The organism is Aliivibrio sp. S3MY1 (assembly GCF_028765575.1).
Lineage (GTDB): Bacteria > Pseudomonadota > Gammaproteobacteria > Enterobacterales > Vibrionaceae > Aliivibrio.
Map to the genome: position 1 here is coordinate 1 of NZ_JARACO010000033.1, position 23,700 is coordinate 23,700.

The window sequence follows — 23,700 nt, forward strand, 5'->3', positions numbered from 1 at the left end:
TCTTTAAAAGAACCCGATCTTTATGGTCGGGTTTTTTTATGTCTATAAGAAATTAGGTTAATTAATTGATGTCATTATTAAATGATTTGAAATTCAGGTTATTATTGGGTAACTTGATTGTAATCACTTTATATTAAAGAGAAAGGTGGCAGTGTATGGATATATCTCGCCATTTTATTCTTTTTTGAATATATTTAGATTGTTTCGAGTTTGACAAAAACGTTGATGTCGAGATAATCACTCTTTCTTTTTAGAATAAAAGAACAAAATTCGTTAGTAAATTACATACTAAATTGTACATTGTCACTATCATCATAAAAGGAATAAAAGATGACAGACATTGGAAGTCTACTATTGGAAGCTGCAACGCTAATGCTAACTGGCATGGGCGTCGTATTTGTATTCCTCACCATTCTAGTCTACCTAGTTCAACTCATGTCTAAGTTGTTGCCTGTGGAGTTACCTCCAAAACAGGTACTAGCTGTCCAAAAAAATCTAGATCTCGATCAAACAACAGTACAGCCTCAAGTTATTGCGGCAATTTCTGCTGCGGTTAAATTACACCGTCAAAAGCATAAATAATCTGTTTTAGGAAAATTATTACAAGGAGTTTGTAAGTATGTCTAAACCACTTTCTATCACTGATGTGGTACTTCGTGACGCTCATCAATCACTCTTCGCGACTCGTATGCGCGTTGAAGATATGCTGCCAATTGCTGAGCAGTTGGATAAGATAGGCTATTGGTCATTAGAAACATGGGGCGGTGCAACTTTCGATGCCTGTATTCGTTACCTAGGTGAAGATCCGTGGGAGCGTTTGCGTTTATTGAAAAAGGCGATGCCTAATACACCAATGCAAATGCTATTACGTGGCCAAAACTTATTAGGTTACCGTCATTATGCGGATGATGTAGTAGAAAAATTTGTTGAACGAGCTCATGCCAACGGTATGGACGTATTCCGTATTTTTGATGCGATGAATGACGTAAGAAACTTTCAAACAGCAGTAAAAGCAACGATTGATGTTGGTGCTCACGCGCAAGGCACTCTTTCTTATACCACTAGCCCTGTACATAATTTAGAGACATGGGTTGATCTAGCAAAACGTCTTGAAGATTTAGGCTGTCATTCTTTATGTATTAAAGATATGTCAGGCTTACTCAAACCATATGAAGCAGAAGAGCTAATCACTCGAATTAAAGCATCGTGTGATGTTCCTCTGGCGTTACATAGCCATGCAACAACGGGTTTATCTACAGCAACAGCATTGAAGGCTGTTGAGGCGGGCATTGATATTTTAGATACCGCTATCTCTTCTATGAGCCAAACTTATGGGCACACACCAACAGAAACCGTAGTGGCAATGCTAGAAGGTACAGGTCGTGATACTAATCTTAACCTTGAACAACTAGAACCGATTGCAACTTATTTCCGTGAAGTTCGTAAGAAATATGCGAAATTTGAAGGAAAAATGAAAGGTGTTGATTCACGAATTCTTATTGCTCAAGTTCCTGGTGGAATGCTAACGAATATGGAAAGCCAACTTAAAGAGCAGGGTGCTGCTGATAAGATGGATGAAGTCTTGTTGGAGATCCCTAAGGTTCGTAAAGATCTTGGCTATATTCCATTAGTTACGCCGACCTCTCAAATTGTTGGTACTCAAGCGGTGATCAATGTTCTTACCGGTGAGCGCTATAAGAGCATCACAAAAGAAACCGCTGGTGTACTTAAAGGTGAGTACGGCGCAGCGCCTGCTGCCGTTGATGCAGAGTTGCAAGCACGAGTATTGGATGGTGCAGAAGCGATTACTTGTCGACCTGCTGATCTATTGAAATCTGAGCTTCATACTTTAACTGATGAATTGATTGCAAAAGCCAAAGAAGACAACATTGAATTAGCAGAACAACAAGTTGATGACGTTCTTACCTATGCATTGTTTCCACAAGTGGGTCTTAAGTTTCTTAACAATCGTAATAACCCTGATGCTTTTGAACCAGCTCCTGGTACAGAAAAAGACGAAGACGCTGTAAAAGTAGGTCCGGGTAAAGGTGGTATTGAATCTTACAGCGTTAAAGTTGATGGGCAGATTTATAATGTTGAAGTTGGTCCACAAGGCGTAATTTCTTCTGTTGCTCCAGTATCAGGACAACCAGCACCCGTTCAATCTCCTCAGTTATCAGCCGTAGATGCAGAGTCAGTTGATGCACCATTAGCGGGCAATATTTTTAAAGTATTGGTTCAGCCAGGCGCAGAAGTGATAGAAGGTGATGTACTACTTATCCTTGAAGCGATGAAGATGGAAACTGAAATCAGAGCATCACGTAATGGTACTGTGCAGGATATTTTAACTAAGGAAGGCGATGCGGTAGCTGTTGGTACACCGTTGCTTTCTCTAGCGTAAGGTAAGTTAAACATGGATGGTTTATTAATATTATGGAATGAAACCTCAATCGCTAATTTTAAGTTTGAACAACTTATTATGATTTTAGTGGGTTGTGGCCTTTTGTTCTTAGCGATAAAAAAAGGATTCGAGCCATTACTACTGTTACCAATTGGTTTTGGTGCCGTATTGGCTAATATTCCAAATGCAGGCTTTACTGAGCCTGGCGGCTTACTTTACTACGTCTATTACGTCGGGATTGAAACCGGTATTTTCCCACTTCTGATCTTTATGGGAGTAGGGGCAATGACGGACTTTGGGGCGTTAATTGCGAATCCAAAAACGTTATGGCTTGGTGCCGCGGCGCAAGTGGGTATTTTTGCGACATTATTTGGCGCAATCTTACTTAACTTTGTTCCTGGGATGGAGTTTACGCTAGCTGACGCTTCATCAATTGCAATTATTGGTGGTGCTGATGGACCTACCGCTATTTTCTTAGCCAGTAAGCTATCGCCTGATTTATTAGGGGCAATTGCTGTTGCTGCATATAGTTATATGGCATTAGTTCCAATTATTCAGCCGCCGATCATGAAGGCACTAACAACACCAGAAGAGCGTCAAATTAAGATGGCTCAACTGCGTCATGTTGGTAAAGCAGAGAAGATCATTTTCCCTCTTGCGGTATTATTGATGACGATTTTATTTTTACCATCAGCGACACCACTGGTTGGGATGTTCTGTTTAGGTAATTTGATGAAAGAATCTGGTGTGGTTGATCGTTTATCGAATACTGCTCAAAATGAATTGATTAATGTCGTGACTATTTTCTTAGGGTTAGGTGTTGGATCAAAACTAGAAGCGGAAACCTTTTTAAATGTTGAAACCTTGGGTATTCTACTGCTGGGCGCGGTTGCCTTTAGTGTAGGTACTGCTGGTGGTGTAATTATGGCTAAGATCTTAAACAAATATTCGAAAGAAGATATTAACCCATTAATTGGTGCAGCAGGGGTATCTGCGGTACCAATGGCGGCTCGTGTTGTTAATAAAGTAGGACTAGAGGCAAACCCTCAAAACTTCTTATTAATGCATGCAATGGGACCTAATGTTGCTGGTGTACTCGGCTCTGCGGTTGCAGCTGGTATCTTATTAGCACTTGTTGGTTAATATTAAGTCAAACTGAACAATAAAAGGGTGCAGATGCGCCCTTTTTTATTTTATGCTTATTGCATATATTTTAGTTAATGGAATTAATGCAATCATGTTTGATTGGTTTAATGCTGATTCTGCATTATGGGTATTATTTAGTTCAGGTTTTTTAAGTGCGACGTTATTACCAGGAGCATCAGAAGCCAGTTTAATTGCAACATTAAAATTAGACAGTTTTTCGATGTGGACAGTTATTGCTGTAGCAACATTGGGAAATACGCTAGGAGGCATAACAAATTATTGGTTTGGTTTGTTACTTCCTGATAAAACTTCTTCACAAAAACATGGTCATAAAGCCATTCAATGGATAAAAAAATATGGTTATTGGACGTTACTGTTCAGTTGGTTACCTGTTATTGGTGATCCCCTTTGTTTAGCGGCCGGATGGTTAAGAATGAAGTTCTGGCCATGTGTGATTTTAATAGGGATTGGCAAGGCTGCTCGATACGTTCTTCTATCGTTTGCAGTAAATGGAATATTATAGGATTTAAGATGAAAAAATTATTAGGCCTCTCGATTATTTTAGCACTCTCAGGGTGCAGTAACTCAGAGTTTGAAGCCCCAAAAACATCAGCTCTACCAGAAGGTGTTACTTTGGTTGAGCAAGTGCTACCAAAAGAAGGGACAACGGTAATTCCATACCAAAAATACACATTAGAAAATGGATTAACGGTTATTTTAAGCCCAGATCATTCTGATCCGCTTGTGCATGTTGATGTGACTTATCATGTAGGCTCAGCACGAGAAGAGATAGGAAAATCAGGTTTTGCACATTTCTTTGAGCACATGATGTTCCAAGGCTCTGAAAATGTAGGCGACCAACAACATTTTAAAATTATTACAGAAGCGGGTGGTACATTAAACGGTACCACGAATCGTGATCGAACGAATTACTTTGAAACCGTGCCTGCTAACCAATTAGAAAAAATGCTCTGGCTAGAGTCAGACCGTATGGGCTTCTTGATTGACGCCGTTTCTCAAAAGAAATTTGAGATCCAACGTAATACAGTGAAAAATGAACGTGGGCAGAATTATGATAACCGTCCATATGGATTGATTTATGAGCGTATGGGTGAGGCTTTATTTCCACAAAATCACCCTTATTCATGGCAGACAATTGGCTATGTTGAAGATTTAGACCGAGTAGATGTTAATGATCTCAAAGCCTTCTTCTTGCGTTGGTACGGCCCTAATAATGCCGTAATCACTATCGGTGGTGATTTAGACAGCAAACAAACACTAGAGTGGGTGAACAAATACTTTGGTTCAATCCCTCGAGGGCCAGAAGTTGAAAATGCACCAAAGCAACCTGTGACGTTGACAGAAAATCGCTTTATTACACTAGAAGATAGAATTCAACAGCCGATGGTAATGATTGGTTGGCCTACGACTTACCGAGGCGAGGAAACGGAAGCCAGTCTCGATATGTTAGCTACTTTGCTTGGTAATGGTAAAACAAGCTTGCTTTATCAAGAACTAGTGAAGACAGGTAAAGTTGTCGATACAGGTGCATTTCATGATTGTGCTGAACTGTCGTGTACCATGTATGTTTATGCGATGACAGACTCTGGTGATAATAACAGTTTAGCGTCTGCATACAGCGAGATCATGGATGTTTTGGATAAGTTTGAAAAAGAGGGCGTATCAAAAACAGACCTAGCAGAAGTGCAGGGCAGTGCAGAAGCTGGGGCTATATTTGGTCTGCAATCGGTGTCAGGAAAAGTATCTCAACTCGCGTCAAATGAGACATTCTATGGTCAACCTAACCAGCTAGAGAAGCAGCTAGCAGAGTTAAAAGCCGTGACACCTAAAAAAGTGTCTCAAGCATTCGATACCTACATTGCTAACAAATATAAAGTGACACTGAGCGTTGTGCCTAAAGGGAAAACACAACTTCAAGTTGAAAAACCAAACTTTATTACGCCTAAGCGAGAGTTGCCTGAATATCAAAAACTCGATGAAAATGATTTAGAAGTACGTAAAGCGGTTGATGATTTTGACCGTTCTATTATGCCTCAACCATCAAAGGGCATTACTGCGACAACACCTGATATCTATCGTGCAAAATTGACGAACGATATTGAAATACTAGGAACTGAAGCCATTGAAACGCCAACCATTCAATTACAAATAGCGATACCAGCAGGTAATCGATATGTAGAGAGAGGAAAGGAAGGATTAGCAGAGCTGACCGCGGCAATGATGGAAGAAGGAACAACAGAGCGTTCTGCAGAAGAAATTCAAAAAGAGCTAGATAAATTAGGCAGTTCAATCTCATTTAATACAGGCACTTATACGACGACGATATCAATAGCATCGCTCACTAAAAATATTGATCAAACTCTAGCCATCGTTAATGACATGCTCTTTTCTCCTGCTTTTAAAGAGGCTGATTTTGAACGATTGAAAAAACAAGCGGTTGAAGGGTTAGTGTATGAGCATCAGAAACCATCGTGGTTAGCGTCCCAAGCAACTCGTGAGATTTTATTTGACGGGACTATTTTTGATCGCGCCGCTGATGGGTCATTGGAATCAGTGAAGAGTTTAACGATTGATGACATAAAGCAATTCTATAAAGAGAATTATACGCCAGTTTGCACTCAAGTTGTTTCAGTAGGCGATATTACTAAATCAGATCTTGTATCTAAATTATCTTTCTTAGCTGCTTGGCAAGGTAAAGCACCACGTTTATTAGCGCCACAGAAGCTACCGGTGTTGAATCAGCAAAAAATCTATCTGGTTAACAAACCCAATGCACCGCAGAGTGTGATCCGTTTCGTTCGTCAAGGTATGCAATACGATGCAACTGGAGAACTATATAAAACTCAGTTAGCTAACTTTAATTTGGGCGGTAACTTCAATAGTCGAATTAACCAAAACCTTCGAGAAGATAAAGGCTACACCTACGGTGCTGGAGGTTATTTATTTGGTAATAAAGAAATAGGGATGTCGATTTTCTATGCTCAAGTTCGTGCAGACGTCACTTTAGAGTCAATTCAAGAATTTATTTCTGAAATGAAAAAATTTGAAACTGATGGCATGACGATGGATGAATTAAATTTCATGCGTTTAGCTGTGGGTCAACAAGATGCACTAAAGTATGAAACGCCAAGTCAGAAAGCGAGTTTATTAGGTAAGATCTTAACTTATTCACTAGATGAAGATTTTATTGATGAGCAAAATGAGCTGATAGCAACATTGGGTCGTAGTGATCTCAATACATTGGCTTCAAAATGGTTTGACCCTACACAATATCAAATTATTGTTGTTGGAGATGAACCATCATTAATGCCAAAATTGAAAACACTAGGATTACCAGTAGAGTTACTAACCCCTAAGAAGTAAATTTTATTAGAAAGACGGCAATATCAAGCATATATTGCCGTTTTTTCATATCCAAGTCTCATTAAAATTTGTTAGTATCTCAGGATATAAATCAACATTATGATGTTGAACTTACCTCAATAGCGAGATTGTATTTTGACCGAATTTATCAACCGATTACAGAAAGTCGCTTCCAATCCTAAGGCATTTAAAAAAAATGGCCGAGGAATTGAAAGAGAGACTTTAAGATTTACTCTAGGTGCATCGCTTTCTTCTAAGCCACATCCAGTAGGCGTAGGTTCAGCATTAACGCATAAATACATAACAACAGATTTTGCAGAGTCTTTATTAGAGTTTATTACACCAGTATCAAATGATGTGGATACAGTAATCCAACAACTTGAAGATGTGCATCACTATACGGTTTCACACATGGGTGAAGAGAAGCTATGGCCACTTTCTATGCCATGTTTTGTTACTCATGATGATGATATTACGCTGGCACAATATGGCTCATCGAACGTAGGTCAACTTAAAACAACCTATCGTGAAGGCTTAAAGCGTCGATATGGTAGTGTGATGCAAGTGATCTCTGGTGTGCACTTTAATTTCTCGTTCTCAACAGAGTTTTGGGATGAGTTATTTGGTAAGCAATCTGAACATGAAAGAAAAGAGTCAGTATCAGATGCTTACTTTGGTTTGATCCGTAACTATTATCGTTTTGGTTGGTTAATTCCGTATTTCTTCGGTGCGTCTCCTGCGCTATGTAGCTCATTTATTCAAGGTCGTGAAACGGCAATGGAGTTTGAAACATTAGGGAATACGCTTTATCTTCCTTATGCAACGTCTTTACGATTAAGCGATCTTGGTTATACCAATGATTCTCAAAGTGATTTAAAAATCAGTTTAAACAGCGTCAGTGAGTACGTTGATGGTTTAAATAAAGCAATACGTACACCATCAGAAGAATTTGCAAAAATTGGTTTAAAAGAAGGTGATAAGCACGTTCAATTGAATGCGAATGTATTGCAAATTGAAAATGAGCTGTATGCTCCAATCCGCCCTAAGCGTGTTGCTAAAAATGGTGAAAGGCCATCAGAAGCACTAGAAAGAGATGGCGTAGAATACATCGAAGTTCGCTCATTAGACGTAAATCCATTCAGTCCTGTAGGGGTTGATAAAGACCAAGTCCGTTTCTTAGACTTATTTTTAACATGGGCAGTATTGACTGATTCAGCACCAATGAATGACAGTGAAATGGCATGTTGGAAAGATAATTGGAATAAGATCGTTGAAAAAGGCCGTAAGCCAGGTTTAGAGTTGCAAATTGGCTGCCAAGGTGAGCGATTAACTCAAAAAGCCTGGGCTGAGCGAGTATTTGCTGATTTACTTATTATCGCTAAAGAGATGGATGCGATTAATGGCGATGATGAATACCAACAAACTCATCAACGTTTAACGGCAATGATCAATGATCCTGAATTAACGATATCAGGCCGTTTACTTGCCGATACGAAAAAAGGTGGTGGTATTGGTAAAATAGGGTGTGATCTTGCGGTTCAACACCGCGAAACTCATCTTAATCACCAATATGGCTACTATACTAAAGAAGAGTTAGATGCTGAGGTTGAGCGTTCTATTCTTGCCCAGAAAGAAATCGAAAATGCAGATACACAATCATTTTCTGATTATTTAGACGATTACTTTAGTTACTTGAAGTAACTGAGGTTAGGTTAACAAAGCACTGTTATTTGATGAGTAACAGTGCTTTTTTATTGAGTGATAATAATGAATTATAAACTGATAATTGTTGCAGTAACATTTTCGGTGTTAACAGGGTGTGCGACGGCACCTCCAACTAAGCAAGATAACTTGTGTGATATTTTTCGTGAAAAAAGTGGTTGGTATGATGATGCCAAAGACATGACCGAAGAGTATGGAACCCCTATCAATGTTGCTATGGCCATTATGAAGCAAGAGAGTAGCTTTCGTTCTGATGTACGACCTCCAAGAACTAAACTATTAGGCTTTATTCCTTGGAGTCGCCCAAGCTCTGCTTATGGCTACGCTCAGGCCCAAGATCCTGTATGGGGAGAGTATGAAGAAGCAACTGGTGGAGGCTCTCGCAGTAGCTTTGATGACGCCATTATGTTTATAGGTTGGTATACTGATGGTACGCAAAAACAATTAGGGATCTCAAAGTGGGACCCATATAACCAATATCTTGCTTATCATGAAGGTCGTGGTGGTTATAAGCGTAAAAGCTATCAAAGAAAACCACAATTGATTAAGATAGCTCGTAAGGTCGAGTCTCAAGCAAAAACGTATGGCTGGCAATTAAAACAATGTAAAGCCGAACTTGAACGACAAAGTAGTTGGTGGTGGTAAGCCATCATTTCATAAATTAAAGGATTAGAATATGCCACTATTAGATAGTTTTACTGTAGATCATACTCGTATGGAAGCGCCGGCGGTTCGTGTTGCAAAAACAATGCAAACTCCAAAAGGTGATACGATTACTGTGTTTGATTTACGCTTTACAGCACCAAATAAGGATATTTTATCTGAAAAAGGCATTCATACTCTAGAGCATTTATACGCAGGCTTTATGCGTAATCATCTAAATGGCTCAGAGGTTGAAATTATAGATATTTCGCCAATGGGGTGCCGTACTGGTTTTTACATGAGCTTGATTGGTACGCCTGCAGAGCAAACCGTTGCCAATGCGTGGATTGCATCAATGGACGATGTTTTAAAAGTAGAGGCACAAAATAAGATACCAGAACTGAATGAATATCAATGTGGTACTTACACCATGCATTCATTAGAAGAAGCTAAAGTGATTGCGAGCACTATTTTAGCATCAGGTATTCGAGTAAATAAAAACGATGAATTAGCATTGCCAGATTCGATGTTAAAAGAGTTATCGGTTGATTAATTTTAAAATTAACAACTAAAAAGCCCGCATTAGTTTTATCATAATGCGGGCTTTTTTCTGATGTATTATTTATCTTCAGGACTTGGAAAAACTTTGACTAAATTAATTTTATTTTCTTCTACAGCGACGATTTCCATATTGTGCTGGTCAATTTTAAGACTAATTTTAGCTTCAGGTATTTCTTCTAGGTGTTCAAGAATTAAGCCATTTAACGTTCTTGGTCCGTCGGTTGGTAAATCCCACTTTAGGCCTTTATTGATATCTCGAATATTGGCACTGCCTTCAATCATAAAGCTGCCATCAGGTTGAGGCGTGATCTCTTCGGCTAAGCTTGGTGCCATAGACGTTGTAAACTCTCCAACAATTTCTTCTAAGATATCTTCAAGTGTAATTAACCCTTGGATGTCACCATATTCATCAACAACCAATCCAATACGTTCTTTGTTTCGTTGGAACTTAAGTAGCTGGCTATTCAATGGTGTTGCTTCAGGAATAAAGTAAATCTCATCTGCCGCTCTTAAAAGTGTCTCTTTAGTAAATTCATTTTTCTCAAGCATTAAACGATATGATTCACGTAAGCGTAGCATACCGACGACTTCGTCAATTTGGTCACGATACAGAACAATACGACCATGAGGAGAGTGCGCTAGTTGGCGTGAAATAGACTTCCAATCATCATTAATATCAATACCTGTGATCTCACTGCGAGGAACCATAATATCGTTAACAGTAACGTGTTCAAGATCGAGAATAGAGATTAGCATGTCTTGGTGACGACGAGGGATTAGGCCTCCCGCCTCATGAACAACGGTTCTCAGTTCTTCTGAGCTTAGGTTATCTTTATCACTATGGTTTGCGCCAAGCCCAAGAAGTTTAAGAAAACCATTGGTAATAAAGTTCACTAAGATAACTAATGGAGAAAGTATCTTCATGAGCACGTTTAATACGATACTACTATTGTAAGAAACACGCTCTGGGTACATAGCCGCAAGGGTTTTTGGTGTGACTTCAGCAAAGACAAGGATAACAAGAGTTAATATACCAGTGGCAATCGCTACGCCATAATCCCCATAAAGGCGCATACCAAGAATGGTGGCAATCGCTGAGGCTAGGATATTTACAAGGTTATTACCAATAAGGATAAGACCGATAAGACGATCAGGGCGGCTTAGTAATTTTTCTACGCGCTTCGCCCCTTTGTGACCTTGATTAGAAAGGTGCTTTAGGCGGTAGCGGTTTAACGACATCATACCCGTTTCAGAGCTTGAGAAGTAACCTGACATAACAATGAGTATAGCTAGTAAAGTAAATAGGGCGCCTGTCGATATGTCGTCCAAGTGTCTTGCTCCTCATTTTTAAATATAGTAAATCGTACTTACAAAATTAACCGAAAGTGTATCAACTTTGGTCATGAACGTTGAGTTAGTTATCGTTAAATTGAATTAAATTAAAATTATCTCTTGAACAAAACGACTACCAAAATAAGCCAGTGTTAATATAAATGCACCAATCAGGCTAAACCATAGCGCTTTTTGTCCACGCCAACCTTGACGGTAATGTCCCCAAGTTAATGCGGCGTAAATTATCCATGCAATAAAAGAAAGAACCGCTTTGTGTATCTTGCCTTGAGCGACCATATCCTGAATAAATGTGAAGCCAGTCAATAATGTGAGAGTTAATAACCCTAAGCCAACCAAAATGATCTTGAAAAGTTGACGTTCTACCATCATTAACGGTGGAAGGTTTGGATTAATTGTCAGCGATTTTTTAGTTTTTAATTTATGATCTAACCAAGCAAGTTGTAGTGCGTATAGAGTGGCTATCATTAGGGTAGAATAAGCAAACAGTGCCAGAGAAATATGAATTAATAAACTTGGATGAGTTTCTAAGTGAGTAATAAAGGCGCCAGGGAGAAATGTTGCGGCTAATAAATTAATCGCTGAAAAGCTATAAACAACAGGCAGAATAAACCACACTCTAAACTTGAGCATAGAGACAGTCATAACTAAAGATATAATGAAGCTAATAAGAGAAGCGACATTTAAAATACTTAAGTTTTGTCCAAAGCTATTTAGGATGAGCTCTTTCAATTGCCAGGCGTGCAAAATCAGTGCAAGAAATGCACAAACAAAGACAATATTTGCTTGGATTTTATTTTGGCTAGCTAAGCCTGGAATAACAAAACCCAACGCAAGAAAGTAAAAAAGAGCAGCACTAATTGCTGTAATAGTATCCATAATTCACTGATCATTTAGTTTATCAACATTTTGATTATACCCTTTAGAGGTCAATCTCGGTAGGTGTGATTCAGTGAGGATAAAAAATTTTCATTATAACGTCTCAGATTTAGGTATAATCGAGAAATGGTCGCAAAGTAGGCGCAAGAATATGTTTGATAATTTAACGGATAGACTATCCAAGACCCTGAAAAATATCAGTGGTAAAGGTCGATTAACAGAAGACAATATTAAAGAAACACTGCGTGAAGTACGTATGGCTCTATTAGAGGCAGACGTTGCTTTACCTGTAGTACGTGACTTTGTTAAACGAGTAAAAGAAAGTGCGGTTGGGGTTGAGGTATCAAAAAGCCTAACACCAGGCCAAGAATTTATAAAGATCGTTCAGTCTGAATTAGAAGCGATAATGGGAGACTCTAATGAGGCTCTTAATTTAGCATGTCAGCCTCCAGCGGTTATTTTAATGGCAGGTTTACAAGGTGCGGGTAAAACAACCAGTACCGCTAAACTAGCAAAGCTATTAAAAGAAAGAGATAAAAAGAATGTATTAGTTGTGTCTGCCGATGTTTATCGCCCAGCCGCAATAAAACAGCTAGAAACATTAGCGACAGAAGTTAATGTAGATTTCTTCCCATCAAGCGCAGATCAAAAGCCAATTGATATTGTTGATGGTGCAATCAGCCATGCAAAATTAAAATTCTTTGATGTTGTCATTGTCGATACAGCGGGTCGTTTAGCTGTTGATACTGAGATGATGGATGAGATTAAGCAACTTCATGCACATGTAAACCCGATTGAAACCCTGTTTGTTGTTGATGCAATGACAGGTCAAGATGCGGCGAATACGGCAAAAGCATTTGGTGATACATTACCGTTAACCGGTGTTATCTTAACAAAAGTTGATGGTGATGCACGTGGTGGTGCGGCTCTATCTGTTCGTCACATTACAGGTAAGCCTGTTAAATTCTTAGGTGTTGGTGAAAAAACTGATGCATTAGAACCTTTCCATCCTGAACGTATCGCTTCACGCATCTTAGGTATGGGTGATGTTCTTTCTTTGATTGAAGATCTTGAAAAGAATGTAGATAAAGAAAAAGCTGAGAAGTTAGCGAAAAAATTCAAAGAGAAAAAAGGCTTTGATCTTGAAGACTTCCGTGAGCAGCTTGGTCAAATGAAGAACATGGGTGGCATGATGGGCATGATGGATAAGCTTCCAGGAATGTCTCAGTTACCTGACAATGTAAAAGATAAAGTTGATGACAAGATGTTTAATCAAATGGAAGCTATTATTAATTCCATGACGATGAAAGAACGTCAACGCCCAGAACTTATAAAAGGTTCTCGCAAAAAACGTATTGCAGCAGGTTCTGGTACTCAAGTGCAAGATGTGAACCGTATGCTTAAACAATTTACTCAAATGCAGAAAATGATGAAAAAAATGCAGAAGGGTGGAATGAAAGGCATGATGCGTAATATGCAAGGTATGATGGGTGGAATGGGCGGAGGTATGGGTGGCTTTGGTCGCTAAATACCGTTTAAAATTGTTAACACCTATTAATTAGATAACAAGGTGCGACAAGTTAATTTATTGATAAATTTAACCTAGCGCACCTTTTTTACCCAATTTTTTCACTAATTACAGAAATAATTGGTGAAAAAGTAACTAAAGCCCTTGCATTGAAAGCTCATAAGAGTAAAATTCCGGGGCTTTATTTTGGCACGAGGGCTCAAGAAAAGATTATTTTTTGAGCCAATTTAATTTTTGTACGAAGCAAATAGAGGACGATATGGTTACCATTCGTTTGGCACGTCACGGCGCTAAGAAGCGTCCATTTTATCAAATCGTAGTAGCGGACAGCCGTTTTAAATCAACTGGTCGTTACATTGAGAAAGTAGGTTTCTTTAACCCTACAGCACAAGGTCAAGAAGAAGGTCTTCGTTTAGATCTTGATCGCGTTAACCATTGGGTTGGTTTAGGCGCTGGTCTTTCTGATCGTGTAGCTAAGCTAGTTAAAGACGCTAACAAAGCGGCTTAATTTAGTTGGTTAAAGGTAAAGATTTTATGAGTAAGCAAGACGAAGTAATTGTTGTAGGTAAGTTCGGAGCTTCCTATGGTATTCGTGGATGGTTGAAAGTAGTTTCTTTTACTGATCAACCTGAAAGCATTTTCGATTACAAACCATTACTTGTAAAAGTAAAAGGTGAGTGGGTCGAGTTTTCAGTCGAAAGCTGGAAACGTCATAAAGGTTTGGTGTGCAAACTGGAAGGGTTAGAAGTTAGAGAAGAAGCTCAAACTTATACTAACCTAGAAATTGCAGTTAAAGCAGATGCACTACCTGAGCTGTCAGAAGATGAATTCTACTGGCGTGAATTGTTTGGTATGGAAGTCGTTACAAGCCAAGGTTACGGCCTAGGTATTGTTGACGATATCTTTGAAACCGGATCAAACGATGTTCTTGTAGTCAAAGCAAACCTGAAAGATGCTTTTGGTAAAAAGGAACGTTTGATTCCTTTTATTGATGAGCAAGTGATCAAGTTAATTGATCGTGAGGCTCAACGGATCGAAGTTGACTGGGATCCTGGGTTCTAAACCCTAGGTAAAGCGAGGGCACATGTGGGTTGGGGTTATAAGCCTATTTCCTGAAATGTTCCGTTCGGTTACCGATTTTGGGGTAACTAGCCAAGCAATTAAAAAAGGTCTTTTATCTATAGAGACATGGAATCCTAGAGATTTCACTCAAGATAAACATCGCACTGTTGATGACCGACCTTATGGTGGTGGTCCTGGTATGTTAATGATGGTTCAGCCTTTGCGCGACGCCATTACTGCAGCCAGAGAAGCAGCACCAGGCAAAACGAAAGTGATTTACCTTTCACCTCAAGGCCGTACGCTGAATCAAGCAGGTGTTGAAGAGTTGGCAACAAGTGAGAATATAATTCTGATTTGTGGTCGATACGAAGGAGTAGATGAGCGCATAATACAATCCGAAGTTGACGAAGAATGGTCAATTGGTGATTTTGTGCTTACCGGTGGGGAACTCCCTGCTATGACGTTAATTGATTCTGTCTCTCGGTTTGTTCCGGGGGTACTAGGAGATTTTGCGTCCGCTGAAGAAGATTCTTTTGCAGACGGTTTGTTAGATTGTCCGCACTATACAAGACCTGAGGTTTTGGATGGTAAGGAAGTACCTAGTGTACTTAAATCTGGGAATCATAAAGATATCGCTCGTTGGCGAATGAAACAATCGTTAGGCCGTACTTGGTTAAGAAGACCAGAGCTCCTGGGAAATCTAGCTCTGACTGACGAACAGGAATTATTGCTAGCTGAATTTGTTCGTGAAGAACATCAGCAAAGTAAGTAATTAAGAAATTTAGTATCAGTTTATTCTAGGATATACAAAAAATGAGCAACATCATTAAAGCAATTGAAGATGCGCAACTAAAGCAAGATCTACCTAAGTTTTCACCAGGTGATACTGTTGTAGTTCAAGTTAAAGTTAAAGAAGGTGAGCGTGAGCGTCTACAGGCATTCGAAGGCGTTGTAATCGCTATTCGTAACCGTGGTCTTCACTCAGCGTTTACTGTACGTAAAATTTCTAACGGTGAAGGTGTTGAGCGTACGTTCCAAACTCACTCTCCAATCGTTAACAGCATTGAAGTTAAACGTCGTGGTGCAGTACGTCGTGCCAAGTTGTACTACCTGCGTGAGCGTTCTGGTAAATCAGCTCGTATTAAAGAGAAGCTGACTAAAAAGTAACGCACACGAGAATGTTTCTCAAATGTGCTATGAAGGTGTGCTGTTATCAGCGCACCTTTTTTTATAAGTGAAATAAGCTGTAAGCTTTACTTTACGTTATCAATCATCGTATTCATTCCGTTACAGATGGTTGATTTTTATCTCATACCTGTTACATTATTTCTACTTGTCTAAAAAGACTTTTAATGGAAATAAATGTTTACAGGTGTAGGGATGAAAAAGAGCGAACTAAGTAATATCAATATCAGCGATGAACAAGTGCTGATCACGCCACAAGAATTAAAAAATAAAATTCCATTAAGCGACAATGCTCGCCAATTTATTCAGCAATCTCGCCAAACTATTTCTAATATTATTCATAAAGCCGATCACCGCTTATTAATAGTATGTGGCCCATGTTCAATTCATGATATTGATGCCGCAAAAGAATACGCTAAGCGATTGAAAGCGATCTCTGAGGATCTTAAAGATCAATTGTATATCGTAATGCGTGTTTATTTTGAAAAACCAAGAACGACAGTCGGCTGGAAAGGTTTGATTAATGACCCTCACCTTGATGGCTCTTTTGATATAGAGCATGGTTTACATACAGCAAGACAACTTTTAGTTGATTTAGCTGAAATGGAGATACCATTAGCGACTGAAGCTCTAGACCCAATTAGTCCACAATACATTGGTGATACATTTAGCTGGGCGGCTATTGGGGCTCGTACAACGGAATCGCAAACACACCGCGAAATGGCGAGTGGACTTTCAGTTCCTGTTGGTTTTAAAAATGGTACGGATGGTAGTCTCTCTACTTCAATTAATGCGATGCAGGCAGCAGCGTCAAGCCATCGTTTCATGGGGATAAACAGTGAAGGGCAGGTAGCGTTATTAACTACGCAGGGTAACCCTAATGGTCATGTGATTTTACGTGGTGGTAAGCGGACAAATTACGATTCGGTATCAGTAACTGAATGTGAAGAAGAGTTAGCAAAATCTACTCTTGATGCGGCACTAATGATCGATTGTAGTCATGCTAACTCTCGTAAAGATTACCGTCGTCAGCCATTGGTTGCCGAAGATGTTATTCATCAAATTCGTGAAGGCAATAAATCAATCATAGGGTTGATGATTGAAAGCCATTTAAATCAAGGAAATCAACCTTCTGACATTCCATTATCAGAGATGAAATATGGGGTGTCTATCACAGACGCATGTATCAATTGGGATTCAACTGAGGCACTATTACGTCATACTCATAAAGAATTAATTCCAGTATTGGAAGATCGTTTAAAAGGATAGAACGAGATGGCGGTAGAACTGAGTCATTTACGCGACCAAATTGATGCAGTAGATAAACAAATGTTGGATCTTTTATCTCAACGTCTACATTTAGTTGAACAAGTTGGTGAAGTCAAAAGTGCACATGGATTGCCTATTTACGATCCAAGTCGAGAAGCTACAATGTTGGCATCAAGACGATTAGAAGCAGAGAAAAAAGGGGTACCGCCCTCGTTAATTGAAGATATCCTACGTCGCACAATGCGTGAATCCTACAGTAGTGAAAATGACTCAGGCTTCAAATGTTTAAAACCTGAATTAAGACCCATTGTTATTATTGGTGGTAATGGTCAACTTGGTGGCTTATTTAGCAAAATGTTTAAGTTATCTGGTTATGACGTTCGTATTTTAGGCAGCCAGGATTGGAGTCATGCAGAGACGATCTTAGATGGGGCTGGAATGGTTGTGGTTACCGTCCCAATTAACTTAACCGTTGATGTCATAAATAAGTTATCTGGTTTAGCTGAAGATTGTATTCTATGTGATTTAACCTCGATAAAGAAAAAGCCACTGCAAGCAATGATGAATATTCATAAAGGTCCAGTAGTTGGCTTGCACCCTATGTTTGGTCCAGATGTGCCTAGTTTAGCGAAACAAGTGATTGTCATGTGTGATGGGCGCAATAAAGAAAGTTATGCGTGGCTTAAACAGCAGTTTGAAATATGGGGTGCTATTGTTCGTGATATTTCGGCATCAGAACACGATCATGGTATGACCCTGATCCAAGCTTTACGTCACTTCACCTCCTTTGCATACGGTCAACATCTTGCGAAAGAAAACCCAGATATTGAACAGCTACTTAAGTTAAGTTCACCAATCTATCGTTTAGAGCTATTAATGGTAGGTCGATTGTTTGCCCAAGACCCTAATTTATATGCTGATATTATTCTTTCATCAGAAGACAATATTGATATGATAAAACGATTTCATCAGCGTTTTGGTGATGCAATCTCATTATTAGAAAATCATAATCGCGAAGGTTTTATTGATAACTTTAAAGAAGTTGAGCATTGGTTTGGTGATTATGCAGAGCAGTTTTTAATTGAAAGTAAGAGCTTACTCAGACAAGCGAATGATTCAATTCATAGAGAGCGAAGCTAGTTAAAACGAGATTTTAATTTACGATAAATAAAAAAGGTGAGCACAGCTCACCTTTTTTGTTTTCACTAATTTATAGCATTATTGAGTTAACTTCGTCGTTGCTTGTTGTTCAGCTTTTACGGTATTAATAGCTTCAATTTGTTCAACGGTTGTTTTTTGAGTTAATTTTAATTGCAGTTTTACCATGTTATTTATGATTTCAACTAGGGGCGTCCATTTAATACTTCGTTCTTTTTCAAATAAGCTTTCAAAACGCTCAGGGGTCCAATCGATAAAAGATTGAGGGTTTAATACTCGACCTAGAAAGCGTACTTCATAATGAAGGTGTGGTCCTGTTGAATTACCGGTATTACCACAGGTCGCGATTAGGTCTCCTTTTTTTACAAATTGCCCTGAACGCACTTTAAATTTTTGTAAATGAGCGTACATGGTCATAAATCCAAAAGAGTGCTGAACTTTAAGTAAATTACCATAACCTTTCTTACTTGGTCGGGCAAGTTCAACAACGCCATCAGCTGGTGCATAAATTTCTGTACCACGCTTACAAGTAAGATCTTGTCCTAAATGACGTTGTCTTTTACCTGAAATAGGGTTTGTTCTTTTCCCAAAACTGGATGAATTTCGAATAAAATCGATAGGGGTATCGTTGGGTATTAAGCGAAACATGGTCGCTCTAACTGCGGAATCGATGGCTGCGACATCCAGTCGTTGCTCTAATGTCTTTTCAGATAATAGCGTATCTTCTTCAGAGATATCTTGTAATCCAAGTACTGATTCAACATCTTCAATCCGTCGGCTGATAATGATAAATTCATTTTCTTTTGCTTCAAGCTGTTGAGTTAACTCGTAGTTGCTATCATTATTTTCAATAATGAGGTTGTTGAGGACACTGTTTTGTTCTTGAAGTTGCACTATTGCCAATTCAGATGCTTGTTGCTTTTGATAAAAATAATGTAGCCCAAAAGCACTTAGTGTAAATAACCCAAGTCCCAGTAAAAGAGATAAAATAACCAGTTTTTTCCGTTTTGGAGAAAGAGCAAAGAAGCGCGTTCCTTTGCTATGAGAAATGGAAATACGAATGTTATCAGGCATAGAATGGCAACTTCTTACTTTAGGTTAATGTGGTTAACTCTGATAGTTGACGTAACAACATATCACTGTTACCAACATTGAGTTCGATTAGACGTTTAAGGTGGCTAATACTATCAATATCTATGTGGCTTATACAGAGTCTTAGTGTGTTATCTGTTCTATTTATCAGTTTGCATTCAGCACTGATATCAATATCACTCTCATTCAATGTGAATCGTACGTTAAATTCAGAGTTTTCTTTAATCTTTTCGTCATCAGCTAAATTGATGAGTAATCCATGCAGAGATAAATCAACTAAAGAGCCTTTCCATTGCTGATCATCTTGTTGAAGAGTGATGTTTGCTTGGTATACCACGCGTGAGAATTTACGTCGTTCAATCATAATATGGTCCTTATATAATAAGATTAATCTCTGAGTATGATATCTGGTTTATGGTAAGTCGAATAAAAAGGCCGCTTTAATGCGGCCCTTATGATGAGTATCAAATAATCGTTATTGCTATTTAGTCATACGCTTATATTTAATACGATGTGGTTCAGCAGCTTGAGCGCCTAATGTTTTCTTAATCCAATCACTGTACTCAGTATAGTTACCTTCAAAGAAGTTCACTTTACCTTCATCGCGGTAATCAAGAATGTGAGTCGCGATACGGTCCAAGAACCAACGGTCATGCGAGATAACCATGGCACAACCTGGGAACTCTAGAAGTGCTTCTTCTAGTGCGCGTAATGTTTCAACATCCAAGTCATTGGTTGGCTCATCGAGTAACAGTACGTTGCCGCCTGTTTTCAATAATTTAGCTAAATGAACACGGTTACGTTCACCACCAGAGAGGTCTCCAATGATTTTCTGTTGGTCATTTCCACGGAAGTTAAAGCGAGAACAGTACGCACGTGCCGGGATTTCAAAGTTATTGATCTTGATGATCTCAGCACCTTCAGAGATCTCTTGGTAAACCGTTTTTGTATTGTCCATACTGTCACGGAATTGATCAACAGAAGCAAGTTTAACTGTCTCACCCAATACAATTGAGCCTGAATCCGCTTCTTCTGCGCCACTTAACATTTTGAATAGCGTTGATTTACCAGCACCATTGGCGCCGATAATACCAACGATAGCGCCTTTTGGCATACTGAATGATAAGTCGTCAATCAGTACACGATCGCCAAATGATTTCGTTAAGTTTGTTACTTCAAGAACTTTATCACCTAAACGCTCGCCTGGCGGAATGAACAATTCGTTTGTTTCATTACGTTTTTGGTGTTCGGTGTTTTGCAATTCTTCAAATCTAGCCATACGCGCTTTTGATTTCGCTTGACGACCTTTAGGATTTTGACGAACCCATTCAAGCTCTTTTTCTATCGTTTTTTGACGAGCATTTTCTTTCGAAGATTCTTGTTTTAGACGATCATCTTTTTGCTCTAGCCAAGAGGTATAGTTACCTTCCCATGGAATACCTTCACCACGGTCAAGCTCCAAGATCCAACCAGCAGCATTATCTAGGAAATAACGGTCATGGGTAATTGCCACAACAGTACCTGAATAATCAACAAGGAAGTGCTCAAGCCACGCAACTGATTCTGCATCAAGGTGGTTGGTTGGTTCATCAAGAAGTAGCATATCTGGTTTTTCAAGAAGAAGACGGCAGATAGCAACACGACGACGTTCACCACCAGATAGGAATTCAATTTTTGCATCCCACTCTGGAAGACGTAATGCATCCGCAGCACGTTCTAATGCATTCTCTAGGTTGTGACCATCTTTTGCTTGGATTATCGCTTCAAGTTCACCTTGCTCTTTAGCAAGAGCATCAAAGTCAGCATCTTCTTCAGCATAAGCTGCATAAACTGCGTCTAATCGAGATAGCGCTCCAGCTACATCAGAAACCGCTTCTTCAACGATCTCTCGGACGGTTTTTGATTCATCTAGAACGGGTTCTTGTGGTAGATAGCCAATATTCAATCCACTTTGTGGACGAGCTTCACCATCAATATCAGTATCTAGTCCCGCCATAATGCGAAGTAGTGTTGATTTACCTGAGCCATTTAGACCAAGAACACCGATTTTTGCACCAGGGAAGAAGCTAAGGGAAATGTCTTTCAGAATTTGTCTTTTAGGAGGAACAATTTTGCTCACTCGTGACATTGTATATACGTATTCAGCCATAATCACTTATTAGAGTAGGTTAACGGAAATATCATTTTACTATTTATGATATATAGTTTAACACTCATTCTTGTAGTTACTAGGGTAATATAAGTAAACTCAAAGAAGAAGCAGATGGTAGTTTAACTCTGTCTTATATCAGTGCACAGCTACAAAAAGGTTGGAAAGCTAGGTGTTTAAAAAATCAATGAAATATACACGATATAAATTAGGGATGATGGTGGCGTTGTGCGTTGGAATGAGTGTGCATACAGTAGAAGCATTATCGATAGATGAATCACGAGCTCAATATCAAGAAGCAAAAGAATCGCTAAAAGGTAAGGATTTAGAGAAATACAAAAAAATAAGAGAGACATTAGATGAGTATCCATTAGCTCCTTACTTAGATTATCGTGAATTACGAATGGATTTAAGCTCTAAAACTCCGGATGATATTCGTTTGTTCCGTCATGATAATCGCACATTATCTATTGGTAACTCTCTTGATTATCAATACTTAGTTACTTTGGGATTGAATGAACGCTGGGCTGATTTTATTGACTATTTTCCAAAGGAGCCGAGCAGTAAAAACCTACAGTGCTATTACTACCAAGCAAAAAATGAATTAGGTGATAAAAATCTTGCTTGGAAAGGTGCGGAGAAATTATGGTTAACTGGAAGCTCTGTTACTTATGAGTGTGATGATTTATTTAAAGCATGGTCTGATGCAGGTAAATTGACGGATGATTTAATTATAGACCGAATGCTATTGGTTTATAAGGCTCGTAATAGTAGCCTATTTTCTTATTTAGAAAAAATGCTGTCTTCTGACAAAGCGAAAAAACAGGCAAAAGATATTGTTGAATTATTTAATGATCCTGATTTGTTAGCAGAATTCTCAAAGACAAATAAAGCCACAGATTTCACTAAACAATTGACGCTGATTTCTATTGAGCGAGAAGCAAGAAAAAATCCTGAAAAAGCGATTGAGATGTTGCCTCATTTAGTCAAAAAACAGAAATTTAGCTCAACGGAACAGATTGCGATTAAGAAAAAAATTGTCAGTACTATTATGTCAACTAACTCTGAAAGCTTAGCGGCTTGGCGAGATGGAGAACTTGAACTTAATCCAGAAGATTCATTTGTTGAGCGTCGAATTCGTGTCGCTATCCGTGCTGCTGATTGGAGTGATGTAGATAAGTGGATTGGTTATTTAAGCTCTGAAAGTAAAGCCTCATTACGTTGGCAGTTTTGGAAAGCTCGAATTGAAAGTGAAAATGGTGAGCATGATAAAGCAGAAGCTAGATTACAAAAATTGCTTGGTCAACGTAATTTTTATAGTGTGGCAGCAGCAAGTATCTTAGGTGAACCAATTCAATATCCGATGGATATCGCACCTAAAAATATTAAGTCGATAAAGATTAAATATAAGGTTGAACTTGCTCGTATTAAAGAGTTGATTGCAATCGATGAGATCCCGACAGCAAAAAGTGAGTGGGAATACTTACTTACCCGAGTCTCTAAAAAAGAAGTGAAAGAGCTTGCTAGTTATGCTGCTCAACATCGTTGGCATCACTTTACAGTATTAGCAACGATTGAAGGAAGAATGTGGGGCTATTTAAGTCTACGTTTTCCTATTGCTCATCAGTGGTGGTTTGGACATTATAGTAAAGAACTAGGGTTAGATAAAATAACCTTAATGTCTCTTTCTAGACAAGAGAGTGGCTTATATGCAGAGGCTCAGTCTCCTGTTGGTGCTCGTGGTTTAATGCAAATTATGCCAGCAACGGCAAAATATACGGCTAAGAAAATTGATTACGATAGATATGAAGGAGTAAGTAGCCTAAATGATGTTGATGTAAATATTCATATAGGTTCAAACTATCTTAAAGGCTTGATGGATGACTATGATGGAAACCGTATTTTTGCGTTAGCGGGTTACAATGCGGGCCCTCATCGAGTTAAGCGATGGAGAGCCGTTTCAAATGAAAAGTTAGATGCTTATGCCTTTATAGAAGCGATCCCATTTAAAGAAACGCGTGGTTACGTACAAAACATTTTGATGTTTGAAACTTACTACCGCAGTCTATTAGGGGAAAAAGGAAGTTTCTTATCGAAGAAAGAGCAGAATTTAGAGTATTAATTATTTCTGAATGATCATAAAGTAGGGGACTTAAGCGTCCCCTTTTTTAT

At 38.8% G+C, this 23,700-nt stretch carries 21 protein-coding genes; 16 read left to right on the top strand and 5 right to left on the bottom strand.

Translation table 11 applies throughout. The features are described 5' to 3' along the window. Positions 1-330 precede the first annotated feature (330 nt). The 8 genes from PVK62_RS15575 (at position 331) to luxS (ending at position 9,848) form a co-directional block, all read left to right on the top strand. Positions 331-582, top strand: a complete 252-nt coding sequence (locus PVK62_RS15575; RefSeq protein WP_274445258.1) for an oxaloacetate decarboxylase subunit gamma — start codon at positions 331-333, stop codon at positions 580-582. A gap of 37 nt (positions 583-619) precedes the next feature. Further along, the gene (gene oadA, locus PVK62_RS15580) at positions 620-2,401 is read left to right on the top strand and encodes a sodium-extruding oxaloacetate decarboxylase subunit alpha (RefSeq protein ID WP_274445256.1); all 1,782 of its coding nucleotides are present in this window, start codon (positions 620-622) and stop codon (positions 2,399-2,401) included. Positions 2,402-2,413: 12 nt separating this feature from the next. After that, entirely contained in the window at positions 2,414-3,544 is a 1,131-nt protein-coding gene (locus PVK62_RS15585) for a sodium ion-translocating decarboxylase subunit beta (RefSeq protein WP_274445255.1), read from the top strand. A 94-nt stretch (positions 3,545-3,638) separates the two neighbouring features. Next, positions 3,639-4,070 carry a YqaA family protein gene (locus tag PVK62_RS15590; RefSeq protein WP_274445254.1) on the top strand — a complete coding sequence of 144 codons (432 nt, stop codon included), beginning with the start codon at positions 3,639-3,641 and terminating at the stop codon, positions 4,068-4,070. Between the two features lie 8 nt (positions 4,071-4,078). After that, positions 4,079-6,931: a M16 family metallopeptidase gene (locus tag PVK62_RS15595; RefSeq protein ID WP_274445253.1), complete on the top strand. Its 2,853-nt coding sequence runs from the start codon at positions 4,079-4,081 to the stop codon at positions 6,929-6,931. Between the two features lie 135 nt (positions 6,932-7,066). Beyond that, a complete protein-coding gene (gene gshA / locus PVK62_RS15600; protein WP_274445252.1) occupies positions 7,067-8,632 on the top strand; it encodes a glutamate--cysteine ligase in 1,566 nt (521 codons plus the stop codon). A gap of 66 nt (positions 8,633-8,698) precedes the next feature. Continuing rightward, positions 8,699-9,298, top strand: coding sequence for a transglycosylase SLT domain-containing protein (locus PVK62_RS15605; RefSeq protein WP_274445251.1), 600 nt, complete (start codon positions 8,699-8,701; stop codon positions 9,296-9,298). A 31-nt stretch (positions 9,299-9,329) separates the two neighbouring features. Beyond that, on the top strand, positions 9,330-9,848 hold the full coding sequence (gene luxS / locus PVK62_RS15610) for an S-ribosylhomocysteine lyase (protein WP_274445250.1): 519 nt from the start codon (positions 9,330-9,332) through the stop codon (positions 9,846-9,848). 65 nt (positions 9,849-9,913) lie between these two features. On the opposite strand, the gene PVK62_RS15615 is transcribed toward luxS, so the two are convergent. Then, the gene (locus tag PVK62_RS15615; RefSeq protein ID WP_274445249.1) at positions 9,914-11,185 is read right to left on the bottom strand and encodes an HlyC/CorC family transporter; all 1,272 of its coding nucleotides are present in this window, start codon (positions 11,183-11,185) and stop codon (positions 9,914-9,916) included. Between the two features lie 105 nt (positions 11,186-11,290). Then, a complete protein-coding gene (locus tag PVK62_RS15620; protein ID WP_274445248.1) occupies positions 11,291-12,085 on the bottom strand; it encodes a cytochrome C assembly family protein in 795 nt (264 codons plus the stop codon). Between the two features lie 151 nt (positions 12,086-12,236). On the opposite strand from PVK62_RS15620, the gene ffh reads away from it, so the two are divergent. From ffh to tyrA, 7 genes are all read left to right on the top strand, one after another. Continuing rightward, positions 12,237-13,613, top strand: coding sequence for a signal recognition particle protein (gene ffh / locus PVK62_RS15625; RefSeq protein WP_274445247.1), 1,377 nt, complete (start codon positions 12,237-12,239; stop codon positions 13,611-13,613). A 259-nt stretch (positions 13,614-13,872) separates the two neighbouring features. Further along, positions 13,873-14,121 (top strand): 30S ribosomal protein S16, encoded by a 249-nt coding sequence (rpsP, locus tag PVK62_RS15630; protein WP_026025303.1) that lies wholly within the window; start codon positions 13,873-13,875, stop codon positions 14,119-14,121. Positions 14,122-14,147: 26 nt separating this feature from the next. Then, on the top strand, positions 14,148-14,675 hold the full coding sequence (gene rimM, locus PVK62_RS15635) for a ribosome maturation factor RimM (RefSeq protein WP_045101316.1): 528 nt from the start codon (positions 14,148-14,150) through the stop codon (positions 14,673-14,675). Positions 14,676-14,697: 22 nt separating this feature from the next. Then, positions 14,698-15,447 (top strand): tRNA (guanosine(37)-N1)-methyltransferase TrmD, encoded by a 750-nt coding sequence (trmD, locus tag PVK62_RS15640; protein WP_122036732.1) that lies wholly within the window; start codon positions 14,698-14,700, stop codon positions 15,445-15,447. A 41-nt stretch (positions 15,448-15,488) separates the two neighbouring features. Beyond that, entirely contained in the window at positions 15,489-15,842 is a 354-nt protein-coding gene (gene rplS / locus PVK62_RS15645) for a 50S ribosomal protein L19 (RefSeq protein ID WP_274445246.1), read from the top strand. A gap of 213 nt (positions 15,843-16,055) precedes the next feature. Then, positions 16,056-17,129, top strand: a complete 1,074-nt coding sequence (locus PVK62_RS15650) for a 3-deoxy-7-phosphoheptulonate synthase (protein WP_274445245.1) — start codon at positions 16,056-16,058, stop codon at positions 17,127-17,129. Between the two features lie 6 nt (positions 17,130-17,135). Next, positions 17,136-18,269, top strand: a complete 1,134-nt coding sequence (tyrA, locus tag PVK62_RS15655) for a bifunctional chorismate mutase/prephenate dehydrogenase (protein ID WP_274445244.1) — start codon at positions 17,136-17,138, stop codon at positions 18,267-18,269. Between the two features lie 78 nt (positions 18,270-18,347). Here the strand turns inward: tyrA and PVK62_RS15660 are convergent, their stop codons facing one another. The 3 genes from PVK62_RS15660 to ettA form a co-directional block, all read right to left on the bottom strand. Beyond that, positions 18,348-19,361 carry a M23 family metallopeptidase gene (locus PVK62_RS15660; RefSeq protein ID WP_274445243.1) on the bottom strand — a complete coding sequence of 338 codons (1,014 nt, stop codon included), beginning with the start codon at positions 19,359-19,361 and terminating at the stop codon, positions 18,348-18,350. Between the two features lie 19 nt (positions 19,362-19,380). Then, complete coding sequence (locus tag PVK62_RS15665; protein WP_274445242.1) at positions 19,381-19,743, bottom strand: PilZ domain-containing protein; 363 nt, start codon at positions 19,741-19,743, stop codon at positions 19,381-19,383. Positions 19,744-19,860: 117 nt separating this feature from the next. Continuing rightward, positions 19,861-21,528, bottom strand: coding sequence for an energy-dependent translational throttle protein EttA (ettA, locus tag PVK62_RS15670; protein WP_274445241.1), 1,668 nt, complete (start codon positions 21,526-21,528; stop codon positions 19,861-19,863). Between the two features lie 187 nt (positions 21,529-21,715). Here ettA and sltY point away from each other — a divergent pair, with 187 nt between their 5' ends. Further along, positions 21,716-23,650 (top strand): murein transglycosylase, encoded by a 1,935-nt coding sequence (sltY, locus tag PVK62_RS15675; RefSeq protein WP_274445240.1) that lies wholly within the window; start codon positions 21,716-21,718, stop codon positions 23,648-23,650. Positions 23,651-23,700 lie beyond the last annotated feature (50 nt).